Below are 17,061 nucleotides of genomic sequence, written 5' to 3' on the forward strand. Positions count from 1 at the left end.
GCCCAACCGGCGCGCTGCCTTGGCGTGCGCCGTTACCCCGCGTCCCGTATCGCTCAATCGTGCCTGCTCCTGGCAAAGCGCGACACCATGTGCGTCGCCATCCCGCGAAAACCGCCCTGCACCCCGCGCCACAGACGCGGCAACGCCCAGGCGGCCAGCATCAGGAAGCCCACCATCAACACAAGGAACACAAGCGGCACGAACAGCGCGAGCAGCATGCCACCGAACACGAGACCGTCTTCAGCGGTCGAGGTCACGACATTCGACACTGGTTCCGGCGACAGATTGATTAGCGCGCGCGTACCCGCTTTAGCCAGATGCGCGGTGCCCGCCAGCGTGCCGCCTGCGAGCGCGGCGACCGTCAGCAGCGCGGGATCGGCATGGCCGAGCGCGCCGGCCGCCAGCACGGCGCCGGCGGGAATGCGGATAAACGTATGAATCGCGTCCCATAGGGAATCGAACGCGGGGATTTTGTCGGCGAGAAATTCGGTGACCGTCAGCACGCCGGCGACACCGATGACCCACGGTGAAGACAGCGCGGACAGCGTGTCGGGGAGATGGATGAAGCCGAGACGTGCGAACACGCCGGCCAGCAGGACTGTCAGATAGAGGCGCAGACCGCTGCCCCATGAGAGGCCCGCAGCGAGCGAAAGTGATTCAAGCATGGCCGCCTCCAGGCGCGCTGTGCGTGCCGGGCGCTTCGACGGGCATTGGAAAGGGAGCAGCCGCACCGAAGTCGTCAGACCCGCGCCAAGCCGGCCGCGCCAAATAGGCCGCGGGCAAATTCAGGTTGGATTCGATCTCATTATAGCCACGTTAATTCGCAGAACGCAGAGTGACTAACAAATGGCGGACTCTAACGGCAGGGTATGGGGGCACGGTTCGAGCGCACGCGGACACGATATTCGGGCCCGCCAACAGGGCTCAATGCCCCGATGACAGCTTCAAACCGATCAATCCGATCACGATCAGCGCAGCGCTCGCGACCCGCGCGACCGTCAGGGCCTCGCCCATCATGACGATGCCGAAGATGAATGCGCCGACCGCGCCGATCCCCGTCCACACGGCGTAGGCCGTGCCGAGCGGCAGTTGGCGCATCGCCATGGCGAGCAGAACGAAGCTGCCGAGCGCGGTCACGATCGTGAACACGGACGGCCAGAGCCGGGTGAACCCTTCGGATGTTTTGAGACCGGCCGCCCATGCGACTTCAAGCAAACCGGCAATCAACAGAAGAATCCAGGACATGAGACAGCTCCATGGTCAGATGGGGCCGTCCCCGTTTGTAGCAGTGCGCAAGGTCGTCCTTACGAACTGTAATTATATCAAAATAGGCCGCCGCCTTACTGCGGCGACAAGCCGCAAGGACGCGCAAGGGCCGCGGCGGACGCCTCGGGCAGGCTCAAACCGCGCCCACCAGCCGATATCCCACGCCCGTTTCCGTCACGATATGCTCCGGCTGCGCTGGGTCGCGCTCCAGTTTCCCGCGCAGATGCGCCATGTAGATACGCAAATAGTGATGGCTCTCCACATGTGACGGCCCCCACACGTCGCGCAGCAATTGCCGGTGCGTCAAGACGCGGCCGGCGTGGCGCACTAGTGTCGCGAGCAGGCGGTATTCGATCGGCGTGAGATGGACGGCCACGCCGTCGCGGCTCACCTGGCGCAAGGCCAGATCGACCGTCACCGCGCCGAAGCGCACCACCGGCGATTCATTCGCGCCGCCCTGATTGCGCCTCCGCATATGCGCTCGGATCCGCGCCAGCAGTTCCGAAACGCCGAACGGCTTGGTGAGGTAGTCATCCGCACCGGCATCGAGCGCGGCGACTTTCTCGGTTTCCTGGGTGCGCGCCGACAGCACGATGACCGGCAACTCGCTCCAGCCACGCAGCTCGCGAATCACGTCGAGACCGTCGGTGTCGGGCAGGCCGAGATCGACGATGACGAGATCGGGCTTGCGCGTCGCGGCTTCGACGAGACCTTGCTTGCCGGTCTCGGCGTCGTGCACAACGATGCCCTCGCCTTCCAGCGCGGTTCGCACGAAGCGGCGAATCTGCTTTTCGTCTTCAATCAGGACGACTGTGATGCTCGGGTCACTCATGGCTAGGCTTGGAACGCGGGTTAAGAGTTAAATCGTGGTCCGGCAAGGCATCGGCGCCTTCGTCTTCCAGCGCATCCGGTGCCTCGGGCGGCGTTTCCACCGGCAGCGTGAACCAGAAGCGCGCGCCTTCGACACGGCCGTCCGCGGACATCCGATTGAGCGCGCCGATTGTACCGCCGTGCGCTTCCACAATTGCGCGGCAAATCGCGAGGCCAAGGCCGATGCCCGGCTTGGCCGACTCTTTCTCGCCGCGCGTGAATTTCTCGAACACACGCGCTTCCATGCCGGCCGGCAGACCCGGTCCGTTATCGTCGACGGCGACGCGTACGAACGATTTGCCGTCCGCGTCGAGACGTTGCGCGCTGATTGTCAGGGGCGTGTCCGGCGACGTGTATTTGGCCGCGTTCTCGAACAGGTTCGAGAAGAGCCGCTCCATCAGCACAGCATCGAGATGCAGCAACGGCAAATCCGCGGGCAGCTTCACCTGTACGGGATGATTGGCCAGCACGCGCTTGCAGGCCCGCAACGCGGCGCCCACCGTTTCTTCGAGGAGCGTCCACTGCTGATTCAATTGCAGGCTGCCGGCTTGCAAGCGCGCCATGTCGAGCAGATTGGTGACGATGCCGGTCATGCGCAGCGCTTCTTCGTGAATGGCTTCGACAAGATCGTCGCCCGGTTGCGCATCAGGATGCGCCTCGCGCGATTGCGCCAGCATCGACGAGAAGCCGACGATCGTCGTCAATGGCGTACGCAGGTCGTGCGATATCGCCGAGAGGAGCGAATTGCGCAAGCGTTCGGATTCCATATTGACGAGCGCATCGCGTGCGATGTCGACATAGTGCACACGCTCAAGGGCCAGCGCGATTTGCGCGGCGAACGCGTCGAGCATGCGTTGCTGCTCGGGCACATCGAGCTCCCGCTCATCGCGCATCACGACGGCGAGCACGCCACGCGTGCGCATCGGCGCCTTCAGCGGCAGATACAGCGCGGCGGCGGCCGGCAGCGTATCGGTGCCTTGTCCGGCAGGCTTCTGCTGGTCGTAGACCCATTGGCCGACGTCGATATCGAGCATCTCGCCTTCGAGCGTGATCGTAGCGTCCGGGTCCTCGATCTTCTGCTTCACCTGATCGGCGCTGTCCGGCAACAGAATCGCGACGCGCGCGCCGAACACTTCGCTCACATGCCGGCTGCCGATGCCGACGATCTGCTCCATGGTGAGCGCCGCCGCCAGCTCACGCGCCATCGCATACATCGCGCCGGTGCGTTGCTCCCGACGCCGCGCAACACTCGCCTCGCGGCGCAAGCTCGACGTGAGATGGCTGATGACGAGCGACGTCAGCAGCATGCCGAAGAAGGTCAGCAGATACTGCGTATCGGACACCGACAACGACATGCGCGGCGGCACGAAGAAGAAATCGAACGCGGCCACGCTCATGAACGACAGCACGACGCCCGGCCCGCGCCCCAGCTTCACGGCCGTGAAGATCACGCCGAGCAGATACAGCATGACGAGGTTGGTCAGATCGATATGGTCGATCAACTGGCTCGACAGCAGCGTAATGGCCGCACAAATCGCCAGCGCGATGCCGTAGGCGCGCGGCGGCGAACGGCGTTCGCGCGCCGTGCTCAACGCCTCGCGCCACGCGTTGGCGGTGGTGTTCAGCAAGCGGCGATGTTCAGCGCCATCACGTTCCGACGACGCGCGGATCAGCGTGAGATCGAGATCGCCCGCGCGTTCGGCGATACGTTCACCGAGCGGCCGGCGCAGCCAGCGCTTGAGACCGGTGCGCGCCGATGCGCCGGCCACCAGCTTCGAGACGTTGCGAGCCTGCGCGTAACCGATCAGCGCCGCGACCGCATCGGTGCCGGCGAGCGTCGCAGTTTCAGCGCCGAGTTCGGCGGCGAGCTTCAAGGCATTAAGCGTGCGTTCGCGGCGCGCGTCGGGCAAGCGCTGCAGCGCGGGCGTTTCCACATAAACGGCGATCCAGTCGGCCTTCAGGCTGGCAGCGAGACGCGCCGCCGCGCGCACCAGCATCGGTGCTTCCGGGCCAGGGCCGACGCACACCAGCAAGCGCTCCCGCGCCTGCCAGATCCGCTGGATCGAACGATCGGCGCGATATTCCCGCATCTGCGCATCGACGCGGTCGGCGGTGCGGCGCAATGCCAGCTCGCGTAGCGCGATCAGGTTGCCCTTGCGAAAGAAGTTGCGCACCGCGCGCTCGGCCTGCTGCGGCAAATACACCTTGCCGTCGCGCATCCGGTCGAGCAGTTCTTCGGCGGGCAGGTCGACCAGCGTGACTTCGTCAGCGCGATCGAACACGCGGTCGGGCACCGTCTCCCAGACGCGGATGCCGGTGATCTGGCCGACCACGTCGTTCAGGCTTTCGAGGTGCTGGACATTGACTGTGGTGTAGACGTCGATGCCCGCATCGAGCAGTTCGTAGACGTCCTGCCAGCGCTTCAGATGCCGGGCGCCCTGCACATTCGAATGCGCGAGTTCGTCGACGAGAATCAGTTGCGGTTTGCGGGCGAGCGCGGCGTCGAGGTCGAACTCGCCGAGCTTGCGGCCGCGATATTCGATATGCGCGAGCGGCAGCACGTCGAGGCCTTCGAGCAGCGCAGCGGTTTCGCTGCGGCCATGCGTTTCGGCAATGCCGACCACCACGTCCGCGCCTTCATCGGCACGGCGCCGCGCGGCCTGCAACATCGCATAAGTTTTGCCGACGCCCGCCGACGCGCCGAAGAAAATCTTCAGCCTGCCTCGCTGACGCTTTTCTTCGTCACGTTGCAGCTTGTCGAGCAGTTCATCAGGATCGGGGCGGTTCATGCTCAATGGTTTTCATAGTAAGGCGAGCGATAGTGCCTGCATGGTGGCACGGCAGCGGCCGCGCCGCAAATGGCGAAGGCGGCCCCGCATGGACGCCGCCTCCTTGAAGCATAGCCATCATCGACGCTTTTCGACGTCAGCGACGCTCAACCTTGTTTCATCTCATCGAGCGCCAGATTCAGTTGCAGCACGTTCACGCGCGGCTCACCGAAAATGCCGAACTGGCGGCCGCTCGTATAACGATCGACCAGTGCCTGCACATCGTTGGCGGCAAGCTTGCGCGCTTTGGCAACGCGTTCGATCTGATACGCGGCAGCGGCCGGGCTGATCTCAGGATCGAGACCGCTGCCCGAGGACGTCACCAGATCGACCGGCACCGGCTTCGACATATCCGTGCCGGCAGCCTTCAACGCGTCGATGCGGCCTTTGACCTCATCGAGCAGCGCCGGGTTGGTCGGTCCGAGATTCGAACCGCTCGAGCCCTGCGGGTTGTACGGCATCGGGCTGGTGGCCGACAGACGGCCCCAGAAGTACTGCGGCGCATCGAACTGCTGGCCGATCAGCTTCGAGCCGACCGCCTTGCCGTCCTTCTCGAGCATGCTGCCGTTGGCCTGGTTGTTGAAGGCCGCCTGACCGACCGCGGTCATCACGGCGGGATAAGCGAGGCCGGTGACCGCGGTCAGCACCGCGAAGATCACGATTAACGGACGGAACAGATTTTTCATGATGAGTAATTCCTCTTAAACAGCCGCTGCTCAAACCCAGCCGAACGCGGCCAGCACCATATCGATCAGCTTGATGCCGATGAACGGCACGATGATCCCGCCCAAACCATAGATCAGCAGATTGCGGCGCAGCAGAATCGCCGCACCCAGCGCGCGATAACGCACGCCCTTGAGCGCCAGCGGAATCAGCAGCACGATGATCAGCGCATTGAAAATCACCGCGGACATAATCGCCGAAGCCGGTGTAGCCAGATGCATCACGTTCAGCGCGTTCAGTGCCGGATAAGTGGTCGCGAACGCAGCCGGGATGATCGCGAAGTACTTCGCCACGTCGTTCGCAATCGAGAACGTGGTGAGCGAGCCGCGCGTCATCAACATCTGTTTGCCGATTTCGACGATCTCGATCAGCTTGGTCGGATTCGAATCGAGGTCGACCATGTTGCCGGCTTCTTTCGCTGCCTGCGTGCCGGTGTTCATCGCCACGGCGACATCGGCCTGTGCCAGCGCCGGGGCGTCGTTGGTGCCGTCGCCGGTCATCGCCACCAGACGGCCTTCAGCCTGGTGCGAGCGGATCGTGGCGAGCTTCGCTTCCGGCGTGGCTTCGGCGAGGAAATCGTCCACACCGGCTTCTGCTGCAATCGCTGCTGCGGTCAGGCGGTTGTCGCCCGTCACCATGATGGTCTTGATACCCATCTTGCGCAGTTCGGCAAAGCGCTCCTTGATGCCGCCCTTCACCACGTCCTTCAGCTCGATCACGCCGAGCACGCGTGCGCCCTGCTCGCCTTTCTCGGCGACCACCAGCGGCGTGCTGCCGCGGCGTGCGACTTCCGCCACTGCCGTGCTGACTTCGTTCGGGAAACGGCCGCCATTTGCTTCGACGTAGTTCTTCACTGCGTCGGCCGCGCCCTTGCGAATTTCACGGCCCGGCAGATCGACACCGCTCATCCGCGTTTGCGCGGTGAAGGCGAGAAATTCCGCCTTCAGCGAAGCCATATCGCGTTGACGGATATTGAAGCGCTGCTTCGCCAGCACCACGATGCTGCGGCCTTCCGGCGTTTCGTCGGCGAGCGACGAAAGCTGGGCAGCGTCGGCCAGTGCTTCTTCGGTCAAGCCCGGCGCCGGCACGAACTGCGATGCCTGGCGGTTACCGAGCGTGATCGTGCCGGTCTTGTCGAGCAACAGCACGTCGACGTCACCTGCGGCTTCAACAGCACGGCCTGAGGTGGCGATCACGTTGGCCTGCATCATGCGGCTCATACCGGCCACACCGATCGCCGACAACAGCCCGCCGATGGTGGTCGGAATCAGACACACCAGCAGCGCGACCAGCGCGGTAATCGTGACCACGTGACCCGCTTTTGCAGCTTCGACCGAAAACATCGAGAACGGCAGCAGCGTGGCGGTAGCCAGCAACATCACGATGGTCAGCGCGACCAGCAGAATCGTCAGGGCGATTTCGTTCGGCGTCTTCTGACGCTTGGCGCCTTCGACCATCGCGATCATGCGGTCGAGGAAGGCCTCACCCGGATTCGCCGTGACACGCACGACGATCCAGTCCGACAGCACGCGCGTGCCGCCCGTCACCGACGAAAAATCGCCGCCCGACTCGCGAATCACCGGTGCGGATTCACCCGTGATCGCCGATTCGTCGACCGACGCAACACCGTCGATCACTTCGCCGTCAGCCGGAATCACGTCGCCGGTTTCGACCAGCACAACGTCGCCTTTACGCAGATCGGACGCCGTCAGAATACGGATCGGCGACTTCGGATGCGGCTCGTTGAGCCTCTTGGCCATCACGTCTTTCTTCGCGCTGCGCAGCGACGCTGCCTGGGCCTTGGAACGGCCTTCGGCAAGCGCTTCCGCGAAGTTCGCGAACAGCACCGTGAACCACAGCCACAAGGTGACCGCGAGAATGAAGCCCGCGGGCGCCTCAGCCTGACCGCCGAGCGCGGCGATCCACAGAATGGTCGTCAGAATACTGCCGACGTACACGCAGAACATCACCGGGTTACGGAACTGCGTGCGCGGCGTGAGCTTCTTGAAGGAGTCCACGATCGCCGGGCGCAGCAGCGCCGGGTCGAACATGGACCTGGTTGCATTATGTTCAGTCATTGAATCCTCGAATTTCCCGTTTGCGCCTGTTCACTCGTTGGTCGCTGGTGTCATCTCAATGGGCCGCCTCAATGGGCGCCCATCATCATCAGATGTTCGACACCAGGTCCGAGCGCAAGCGCAGGCACATAAGTCAGCGCGCCGACCAGCAGCACCGTGCCGAGCAGCAGCACGACGAACAGCGGGCCGTGAGTCGGCAGCGTGCCGCCGGTCACACCGATGCGCTTCTTCGAAGCCAGCGAACCGGCAATTGCCAGCACCGGAATGATCGTGCCGAAGCGGCCGAACCACATCGCGATAGCCGTGAGCCAGTTGTAGAACGGCGTGCTGACCGTGAGGCCTGCAAACGCACTGCCGTTGTTATTCGCAGCCGAGCTGAACGCGTAAAGGATTTCGGAGAAGCCGTGCGCGCCGGGGTTCAGAATGCCGGCCTTGCCCGCATCGCTGAGCACCGCGATCGACGTGCCCACCAGCACCAGCAGCGGCGTGAGCAGCACCACGATCGACACCATCTTCATCTCGTACGCTTCGATCTTCTTGCCGACGTATTCAGGCGTGCGGCCGATCATCAGGCCTGCCACGAATACGGCCAGCAGTGCGAACACGAGCATGCCGTACATACCGGAACCCACGCCGCCGAAGATCACTTCGCCGAGTTGCATCAGCAGCATCGGATAGAGGCCGCCGATCGGCGTCAGCGAGTCGTGCGTATTCGCTACCGCGCCGCACGAAGCCGCCGTGGTCGCCACCGTGAAGATGCCCGACTGCGCGATACCGAAGCGCGTTTCCTTGCCTTCCGCGTTACCGCCCGACTGCATCGCATTCGCCGATTGATCGACGTGCAACGCGGTCAACGCCGGATTACCCGATTGCTCGGCGCCGATTTCGCCGAACACGCATACGCCGAAAGCGATCGTCATTGCCGCGAGCACGGCCACGCCTTGCTTGCGGTCCATGATCATGCGGCCGAATACGAGTGCCAATGCCGCCGGAATGATCAGGATCGAGAAGATCTGGACGAAGTTCGAGAACGGCGTCGGGTTTTCGTACGGATGCGCCGAGTTGCCGTTAAAGAAGCCGCCACCGTTGGTGCCGAGCATCTTGATCGCTTCCTGCGAAGCAACCGGGCCCATCGCGATGGTCTGCGTCTTCACCGGCGTATCGACCGTCACCGCATTGCCCTTGGCGTCCTTCACCGGATTGCCTTGTGCATCGAGCTTCGGGGCGGCGTACGTCGTGGTTTGCAACGTCGGCACGTCCTGATACGACTTGAAGTTCTGGATCACACCCTGGCTCATCAGGATCGCAGCGATGATCACCGACATCGGCAGCAACACGTAGAGCGTCACGCGCGTCAGGTCGACCCAGAAGTTGCCGATGGTTTGCGCAGTGTGACGAGCAAAGCCGCGAATCAGCGCGATCACCACCACGATACCGGTGGCGGCCGAGAAGAAATTCTGCACGGTGAAGCCGAGCATCTGCGCGAGATAGCCAACGGTCTGCTCAGGCGTGTAATCCTGCCAGTTCGTGTTGGTCACGAAACTGACAGCTGTATTGAACGCGCCGTCGACCGTCATCGGGCCGAACTGCTGCGGGTTGCCCGGCAACCAGCCTTGTACGCGCAGCAACAGGTAAAGAAACAGCGTGCCGAGCGCGTTGAACGCGATCGTGGCGATGGCGTAGTGCTTCCAGCCCATTTCCGCCGACGGATCGACGCCCGCGATGCGATACAGCAAACGTTCGATAGGACCGCCGAAGCGGACCACGCGCGAGCTGCCGTCCATCACATTGCTCAGGTAACGGGACATCGGCACCGCGGCAGCCAGCAGCACGACGATGAAGAGACCCGCTTGCAGGACATTGTTCGAGTTCATTCAATGTCCTCCGCGCGCAACAGCGCATAGACCAGGTACACAAACAGCAGCGCGGTCGCCGCACCAGACAACCAGAGAATCCAGGTCATGAGCGAGCTCCCTGGCCACGCCGGAACTGCATCAACTTCTCGCAGCCGGCAATCAACCCAAAGGTCAGCGCGAAAAACAGCACCATCCCCCCGACATACAGCACATCCATTTCTATTCCCCATTCACGGACTTTGGATAGGTGCAACGTTATGCCGATCCGCGTAAAGGGCTGGTCAAAGATCTGAGATGGGATGTAAAAATCGCGTAAACGGAAAAGGCCGTTCCATCGGGAGATGGAACGGCCTTGACCCGCTGGGTATGGGTTTGCGGTCTTTCGCGTTTACGGCAGCAGAACCGTTGAACCGGTGGTGCGGCGCCCTTCGAGATCCGCATGCGCCTGCCCGACATCAGCCAGCGCATAGCGCTGATTGATGCTCGCCTTCACCTTGCCCGACACCAGGACGTCGAACAGCTCCGAGGACATCGCCTCGTAATCGCTGCGTTTGGCGATATACGTGAAGAGCGTGGGACGCGTAAAGAACAGCGAACCGCGTCCGGCGAATTCCGACGAATCGATCGGCGGCAACGGTCCCGAGGCATTGCCGAAGCTCACGAACATGCCAAGCGGTGCGAGGCAATCGAGCGAAGCCGTAAACGTGTCGTTGCCGATCGAGTCGTACACCACCGGCACCCCCGCGCCATTGGTGATCTCGCGCACGCGCCTGGTGAAGTTTTCGCGCGTATAGACGATGGGGTGATCGCAACCGTGTGCTTTGGCGATTTCGGCTTTCTCGTCGGAACCGACCGTGCCGATCACCGTGGCGCCGAGCGCCTTCGCCCACTGGCAAACCAGCAGGCCAACGCCACCGGCCGCGGCCTGAATCAGGATCGTGTCGCCGGCCTTCACCGGATACGTGCGGCGCAGCAGGTATTGCGCGGTCAGCCCTTGCAGCATCACGGAGGCTGCCTGCTCGTCGCTCAACGCGTCCGGCACCTTGACGGCTAGCGCCGACGGCAACACACGCTCCTGGGCGTATGCGCCAGGCGGGCGCGCCACGTAGGCTACGCGATCGCCCGTTTTGAAGCCGGTCACGCCAGGGCCGACCGCCGTGACTTCACCCGCCGCTTCCATCCCGAGTCCACCCGGCAACGGCAGTGGGTACAAGCCCTTGCGGAAATACACGTCGATATAGTTCAGCCCGACCGCAGTCTGTTTGATGCGGATCTCGCCCGCGACCGGCTCGCCCACTTCGACGTCGACCCATTTCATCACCTCCGGGCCGCCGGTTTTGTCGAATCGGATTGCTTTGACCATCATGTCTCCCTGGTTTGTGGTTTCGTTCGATCTTGAAACACCACCGCGTTCGCCTAGACCCGCTGCGTGAGGCGCAAGGTCAGTACGTCGAGAATCATTCGCGCGGTCGAAATATTGGTGGCGCATGGAATGTTGTGAACGTCGCAGGCACGCACCAAAGCGTTGATATCCGGTTCGTGCGGCTGCGGCGTCATCGGATCGCGCAGGAAGATCACCATGTCCACCCGCCCTTCCGCAAGCTGCGCGCCGATCTGCAGGTCGCCGCCGTGCGGGCCGGACAACATGCGCTCGACCGTGAGACCATGCGCGTCGCCAATGCGCGTGCCGGTCGTACCGGTCGCGACGATCTCGCAGCGCCTGAGCGTATCGACGTATTCGCCGGCCAGTTTGACGATGTCGTCTTTCTTGTGATCGTGCGCGATCAGCGCAATGCGGGTGCTCATGACGTAAGACTCCTGAAACCGTTGTGATTGTCGTTGTTGTAGTGAAGGTGCTGCTGGTGCGTCAGAACGTACGCGCTCAGAACGTACCGGGGTAAGCGCCGCCGTCCATCAGCCAGTTCTGCCCGGTGATGTAGCCGGCATGCACGCTGCACAGGAACGCACAGACGCGGCCAAATTCCTCACGCGTGCCGAAACGGCCGGCGGGGATCGTCTTCATGCGCTGCTTACGCGCATCATCGACGGAAATGTGTTGCGCGTTGGCTTGCGCCGCAAAGGTGGTGGCGATGCGGTCGGTGTCGAACAGGCCCGGCAGCAGGCTGTTGATCGTCACGCCCGAGGCGGCTACCTTGCTGCGCGCCAGTCCCGCAATGAAACCGGTCAGCCCCGAGCGCGCACCGTTAGAGAGACCGAGCACGTCGATCGGCGCCTTGACCGCCGAGCTCGTGATGTTGACGATGCGCCCAAAGCCACGCTCGCTCATCCCGTCGATGGTCGCGCGGATCAGCTCGATCGGCGTCAGCATGTTGCTCTCCAGCGCGCGAATCCAGTCTTCGTGCGTGAAGTTGCGGAAGTCGCCCGGCGGCGGGCCGCCCGCGTTGTTAACCAGAATGTCCGGCTGCGGACAGGCGGCAAGCGCCGCGGCGCGTCCTTCGGGCGTGGTGATGTCGCACGCCACCGTTTTCACTTCGACGCCGCTCTGGTTGCGAATCTCGGCGGCGGTCGCCTCCAGCGTCTCAGCCGTGCGCGCGACGATCGTCAGGTTGACGCCTTCGGCTGCCAGTGCTTCCGCGCAGCCGCGCCCCAGACCCTTGCTGGCCGCGCAAACCAGCGCGGTGCGTCCTGCGATTCCCATGTCCATGTGCCTATCCTCATGACGTACTCGTGGCGCGGGGATGGTCCCGCGGTTGCCCAATCGTGGCAAAGAATCCCCCGATTCTAGAAGAATCGGTGCCGGACTGCGCCGGGCCACTGCAATCTCCGGTATCTTCCGGCGCCACTCTTTCGGTAAACTTGCGCCGTGGCGCGCCCGCCTGCCGGTTTCAGGCCGTGCGGAGCGCCAAACCGATCCCTCTAGCCGCCGCTTGCGCCCCCGCCATGACCCAGGACAGCCGTTTCCCCAATCTTTTCATCCTCGATCACCCGCTGATCCAGCACAAGCTGTCGCATATGCGCGACCGGGACACCTCGACTCGCACGTTCCGCGAACTGCTGCGCGAGATCACGCTGCTGATGGGCTACGAGATCACCCGCAATCTGCCAATGACCACGCGCCGCCTCACCACGCCGCTGGTCGAGATCGACGCACCGGTGATCGCCGGCAAGAAACTGGCGATCGTGCCCGTGCTGCGTGCCGGCATCGGTATGTCGGACGGCCTGCTGGAACTGGTGCCGTCGGCGCGCGTGGGCCACATCGGCGTATATCGCGCTGAAGACCATCGCCCGGTCGAGTATCTGGTGCGCCTGCCGGATCTGGAAGACCGCGTGTTCATTCTGTGCGATCCGATGGTCGCGACCGGCTACTCGGCCGTGCACGCAGTGGACGTGCTCAAGCGCCGCAACGTGGCCGGCGAGAACATCATGTTCCTCGCGCTGGTGGCCGCGCCGGAAGGCGTGCAGGTGTTCCAGGACGCGCATCCGGACGTCAAGCTGTACGTGGCGTCGCTCGATTCGCACCTGAACGAACACGCGTATATCGTGCCGGGTCTCGGCGACGCCGGCGACCGCCTGTTCGGCACGAAAAACTGACAGCGGATTGAAGAAAGCAGCGGGCGGCGCGCGCAACGCGCCGCCACCGCGCAGTTTCCCCGTGATTTCCGACTACGCTCTCCTCTGCCGCACCCCTGCGCCGTGATAAAATTCGAATCCGCTCAAAGAGCGGCTCGACTTGCACTGCCACGCGGTGCATCACGCCTTTACGCCGGGTCTGCCGGGACCGGCGCACCTGGGGCGCCGCTGAGCCGCCCGCTGACCGTCCTGCCCCGCCCCAACCGCGCTGCCGACCTTTGGTCCCGCTAGCCGGGTCCGGCCGGGCGTGATCAAGCTGAGGAAAGCCTGACACCGGGCAGTCCGGCGCCGAGCGGTTTGACATCGAGGCGCATGGCCGCAATCAGCAGCGCCGCGCGCCCGACATCGCAACGACAATTGCACTATGCGTGCGCCCCACTGGCGCGCGCGACGGAGAAAAGTATGGCGGGTCATTCGAAATGGGCCAACATCAAGCATAAAAAAGCAGCGGCAGACGCCAAGCGCGGCAAGGTCTGGACGCGGCTCATCAAGGAAATCCAGGTGGCAGCCCGCATGGGTGGCGGCGACATCGACTCGAATCCGCGTCTGCGCCTCGCCGTCGAAAAGGCGTACGACGCCAACATGCCGAAAGATAACGTCAACCGTGCGATCCAGCGCGGTGTGGGCGGTGTCGATGGCGCAAACTACGAAGAAATCCGCTACGAAGGCTACGGCATCGGCGGCGCGGCAGTGATCGTGGACACCATGACCGACAACCGCACCCGTACGGTGGCGGACGTGCGTCACGCGTTCTCGAAGAACGGCGGCAACATGGGCACGGACGGCTCGGTGTCGTTCATGTTCGATCACGTCGGCCAGTTCCTGTTCGCGCCCGGCACGCCGGAAGACAAGCTGATGGAAGCCGCGCTCGAAGCCGGCGCTGAAGACGTCGTCACGAACGAAGACGGCAGTATCGAAGTGCTGTGCCCGCCGAACGATTTCCCGAAGGTGAAGACCGCGCTCGAAGCCGCGGGCTTCAAGGCCGAGTTGGCCGAGGTGACGATGAAACCTCAGACGGAAGTCGAATTCACGGGCGACGACGCGGTGAAGATGCAGAAGCTGCTCGACGCGCTGGAGAGTCTGGACGACGTGCAGGAAGTCTATACAAACGCCGCGATCGCCAACGAATGAGCGTGTCCCGGCGGCACATGGCGCGTGGCTCTGCAGCGAACCACACGCCCGCGCCGCCGGTTAGCACTCGCGTTGCTGCAGAGCGGGCGTTGGTTGGGGCCTTCCGCACCGCCACCACCCGGGTTCGCTATGTGCCCTGCGCCGCTGCCTGGCTGCGGGCCCATTGCAAACCTCGCTGTTTTTCCACGGCTGGGCGTGATGCTTCAGCCGTTTATGGTTTTTAAGTCTCGGGGATTCACATGAAGTTACTCGTCGTCGGTTCCGGCGGTCGCGAACATGCGCTGGCATGGAAGCTCGCGCAATCGCCGCGGGTTCAGCTCGTCTACGTTGCGCCCGGCAATGGCGGCACCGCCCAGGACGAGCGTCTGCGCAATATCGACATCACCGATCCGGCCGAACTCGCCGATTTCGTCGAGAAAGAACAGATCGCGTTCACGCTGGTCGGACCGGAAGGGCCGCTCGCCGCGGGCATCGTCAATCTGTTCCGCTCGCGCGGTCTGAAGATTTTCGGGCCGAGCAAGGAAGCCGCGCAGCTCGAAAGCTCGAAAGATTTTGCCAAGGCGTTCATGAAGCGCCACGCGATCCCGACCGCCGAGTACGAAACCTTCGCCGACGTCGCCGCCGCGCACGCGTATCTGGACGCCAAGGGCGCGCCGATCGTGATCAAGGCCGACGGCCTCGCCGCCGGCAAGGGCGTCGTGGTTGCGCAAACGCTGGAAGAAGCGCACGCCGCCGTCGACATGATGCTGTCGGACAACAAGCTGGGCGATGCCGGCGCGCGCGTCGTGATCGAGGAATTCCTCGCCGGCGAAGAAGCCAGCTTCATCGTGATGGTGGACGGTAAGCATGTGCTGGCGCTTGCTTCGAGCCAGGATCACAAGCGCCTGCTCGACGCCGACCAGGGTCCGAACACTGGCGGCATGGGCGCCTATTCGCCCGCGCCGATCGTCACGCCGCAACTGCATGCACGCGTGATGCGCGAAATCATCCAGCCGACCGTGCGCGGCATGGAGAAAGAAGGCATCCGTTTCACGGGCTTCCTGTACGCCGGCCTGATGATCGACGCGCAAGGCAACCCGAAGACGCTCGAATTCAACTGCCGGATGGGCGACCCGGAAACGCAGCCGATCATGGCGCGTCTGAAAGGCGACTTTTCGAAGGTGGTCGAGCAGGCCATCGCCGGCACGCTCGATACGATTGAACTCGAATGGGACCGCCGTACCGCGCTCGGCGTGGTGCTCGCCGCGTACAACTATCCGGACACGCCGCGCAAGGGTGACCGGATTAGCGATATCCCGGCGGAAACCGGCGATTCGGTCACGTTCCACGCCGGCACGACGCTGTCGGACGGCAAGCTGACCACCTCGGGCGGCCGCGTGCTGTGTGTGGTCGGTCTGGCGGATTCGGTGCGCAGCGCACAGTCGGTCGCGTACGAGACGATCAACCAGATTTCGTTCGACGGCATGCAATATCGCCGCGACATCGGCTACCGCGCATTGAACCGCAAGCACGACGCCAAGACCGAAGGCAAGCACTAAGCCCGCCCCACTCGCCCGCATGCGGCGCCAACGGCGCTACACTGCGGGTTTTCGCGGCCATCGCGGTCATCACGGCGCCCACCGCTCCATGTGGGCTCACCCCGGTTGAGCGGCATTTCACCCGGCGCGAACGACCGTAGCACCGCGCCTTCAGGAATATCCGGACGAAGGCCCGGCGCTCGCCCTTCAAGAAAAACCCGCGGCACGACAGGCGTGCCGCCCTCTGCATCTGCATTCATGACCGATTCGAGCTATGACGCACAGGCCGTGCGCAGCTGGCTGCAAGGCCTGCAAACGCATATCGCGGACACGCTCGGCGCGTTCGACGGTAAGCCGTTCGCGACCGACGCATGGCAGCGCGCCCCCGGCGAAAAGCTGCGCGGCGGCGGCTACACACGGATTCTGGAAGGCGGCAACTTCTTCGAGCGGGCCGGCATCGGCTTTTCGGACGTAGCAGGCGACGCGTTGCCGGGTTCGGCAAGCGCCGCACGCCCGCAACTGGCCGGCCGTGGTTTCGAAGCCATGGGCGTTTCGCTCGTGCTGCACCCGCACAATCCGCACTGCCCGACCGTACATATGAACGTGCGTCTGCTGATCGCGACCAAGGCGGGAGAAGAGCCGGTGTTCTGGTTCGGCGGCGGCATGGATCTGACGCCGTACTACGGCTACGAGGAAGACGCGCAGCATTTCCATCGGGTGTGCCGCGACGCGCTGCAGCCTTATGGCGCCGACCTCTACCCGAGTTTCAAGCGCTGGTGCGACGAATACTTCTTCCTCAAACACCGCAATGAACCGCGTGGCATCGGCGGGATTTTCTTCGACGATTTCTCGGCGCCGGGCTTCGATCAATCGTTCGCGATGCTGAAAAGCGTCGGCGAAGGATTCCTCAAAGCCTACATGCCGATCATCGAAAAGCGCCGCAACATTCCGTACGGCGAAGCCGAGCGCGACTTCCAGGCATACCGGCGCGGCCGCTACGTCGAGTTCAATCTGGTCTTCGACCGTGGCACACTGTTTGGGCTGCAGAGCGGCGGACGCACCGAATCGATACTGATGTCGATGCCGCCTGTGGTGAACTGGCGCTACAACTGGCATCCCGAACCGGGCACGCCGGAAGCGCGTCTTTACACCGATTTTCTCGTGCCGCGCGAGTGGGTGTGAGGCTTTAAGCTCGCACCGC

Annotated in this window: 16 protein-coding genes; 4 read left to right on the forward strand and 12 right to left on the reverse strand. The window is 63.6% G+C overall.

The annotated features are described in order from the left end of the window. Positions 1-53: 53 nt before the first annotated feature. From KHO30_RS31280 to KHO30_RS31335, 12 genes are all read right to left on the reverse strand, one after another. A complete protein-coding gene (locus tag KHO30_RS31280) occupies positions 54-665 on the reverse strand; it encodes a DUF4126 domain-containing protein (protein ID WP_211703247.1) in 612 nt (203 codons plus the stop codon). A 259-nt stretch (positions 666-924) separates the two neighbouring features. Next, positions 925-1,245 (reverse strand): quaternary ammonium compound efflux SMR transporter SugE, encoded by a 321-nt coding sequence (gene sugE / locus KHO30_RS31285; protein ID WP_054034983.1) that lies wholly within the window; start codon positions 1,243-1,245, stop codon positions 925-927. 154 nt (positions 1,246-1,399) lie between these two features. Next, positions 1,400-2,098 (reverse strand): two-component system response regulator KdpE, encoded by a 699-nt coding sequence (gene kdpE, locus KHO30_RS31290; protein ID WP_093639564.1) that lies wholly within the window; start codon positions 2,096-2,098, stop codon positions 1,400-1,402. Next, positions 2,091-4,925, reverse strand: a complete 2,835-nt coding sequence (locus KHO30_RS31295; protein ID WP_200620053.1) for a DUF4118 domain-containing protein — start codon at positions 4,923-4,925, stop codon at positions 2,091-2,093. The genes kdpE and KHO30_RS31295 overlap by 8 nt, the downstream gene beginning before the upstream one ends. Before the next feature lie 146 nt (positions 4,926-5,071). After that, complete coding sequence (gene kdpC, locus KHO30_RS31300) at positions 5,072-5,650, reverse strand: potassium-transporting ATPase subunit KdpC (RefSeq protein ID WP_211703248.1); 579 nt, start codon at positions 5,648-5,650, stop codon at positions 5,072-5,074. Between the two features lie 30 nt (positions 5,651-5,680). Beyond that, positions 5,681-7,765: a potassium-transporting ATPase subunit KdpB gene (gene kdpB, locus KHO30_RS31305; protein ID WP_211703249.1), complete on the reverse strand. Its 2,085-nt coding sequence runs from the start codon at positions 7,763-7,765 to the stop codon at positions 5,681-5,683. A 68-nt stretch (positions 7,766-7,833) separates the two neighbouring features. Beyond that, complete coding sequence (gene kdpA / locus KHO30_RS31310; protein WP_211703250.1) at positions 7,834-9,639, reverse strand: potassium-transporting ATPase subunit KdpA; 1,806 nt, start codon at positions 9,637-9,639, stop codon at positions 7,834-7,836. Next, entirely contained in the window at positions 9,636-9,728 is a 93-nt protein-coding gene (kdpF, locus tag KHO30_RS31315; protein WP_007175651.1) for a K(+)-transporting ATPase subunit F, read from the reverse strand. The genes kdpA and kdpF overlap by 4 nt, the downstream gene beginning before the upstream one ends. Continuing rightward, positions 9,725-9,838, reverse strand: coding sequence for a potassium ABC transporter ATPase (locus tag KHO30_RS31320; protein WP_093639552.1), 114 nt, complete (start codon positions 9,836-9,838; stop codon positions 9,725-9,727). Before KHO30_RS31320 ends, kdpF begins: the two co-directional genes overlap by 4 nt. A gap of 171 nt (positions 9,839-10,009) precedes the next feature. Further along, positions 10,010-10,984, reverse strand: a complete 975-nt coding sequence (locus KHO30_RS31325) for a quinone oxidoreductase family protein (protein ID WP_211703376.1) — start codon at positions 10,982-10,984, stop codon at positions 10,010-10,012. Positions 10,985-11,037: 53 nt separating this feature from the next. Continuing rightward, entirely contained in the window at positions 11,038-11,427 is a 390-nt protein-coding gene (locus tag KHO30_RS31330; protein ID WP_093639549.1) for a methylglyoxal synthase, read from the reverse strand. 76 nt (positions 11,428-11,503) lie between these two features. Continuing rightward, positions 11,504-12,286, reverse strand: a complete 783-nt coding sequence (locus KHO30_RS31335; protein WP_211703251.1) for an SDR family oxidoreductase — start codon at positions 12,284-12,286, stop codon at positions 11,504-11,506. A gap of 236 nt (positions 12,287-12,522) precedes the next feature. On the opposite strand from KHO30_RS31335, the gene upp reads away from it, so the two are divergent. From upp to hemF, 4 genes are all read left to right on the forward strand, one after another. Further along, a complete protein-coding gene (gene upp, locus KHO30_RS31340) occupies positions 12,523-13,173 on the forward strand; it encodes a uracil phosphoribosyltransferase (protein WP_012432337.1) in 651 nt (216 codons plus the stop codon). A gap of 441 nt (positions 13,174-13,614) precedes the next feature. Beyond that, on the forward strand, positions 13,615-14,343 hold the full coding sequence (locus KHO30_RS31345) for a YebC/PmpR family DNA-binding transcriptional regulator (RefSeq protein WP_211703252.1): 729 nt from the start codon (positions 13,615-13,617) through the stop codon (positions 14,341-14,343). A 239-nt stretch (positions 14,344-14,582) separates the two neighbouring features. After that, positions 14,583-15,881, forward strand: a complete 1,299-nt coding sequence (purD, locus tag KHO30_RS31350) for a phosphoribosylamine--glycine ligase (RefSeq protein ID WP_211703253.1) — start codon at positions 14,583-14,585, stop codon at positions 15,879-15,881. A 237-nt stretch (positions 15,882-16,118) separates the two neighbouring features. Beyond that, positions 16,119-17,042 carry an oxygen-dependent coproporphyrinogen oxidase gene (gene hemF / locus KHO30_RS31355; protein WP_093639540.1) on the forward strand — a complete coding sequence of 308 codons (924 nt, stop codon included), beginning with the start codon at positions 16,119-16,121 and terminating at the stop codon, positions 17,040-17,042. Positions 17,043-17,061 lie beyond the last annotated feature (19 nt).

The sequence above is a fragment of the Paraburkholderia aspalathi genome, from assembly GCF_905220735.1.
In the GTDB taxonomy this organism is placed as follows: domain Bacteria; phylum Pseudomonadota; class Gammaproteobacteria; order Burkholderiales; family Burkholderiaceae; genus Paraburkholderia; species Paraburkholderia aspalathi.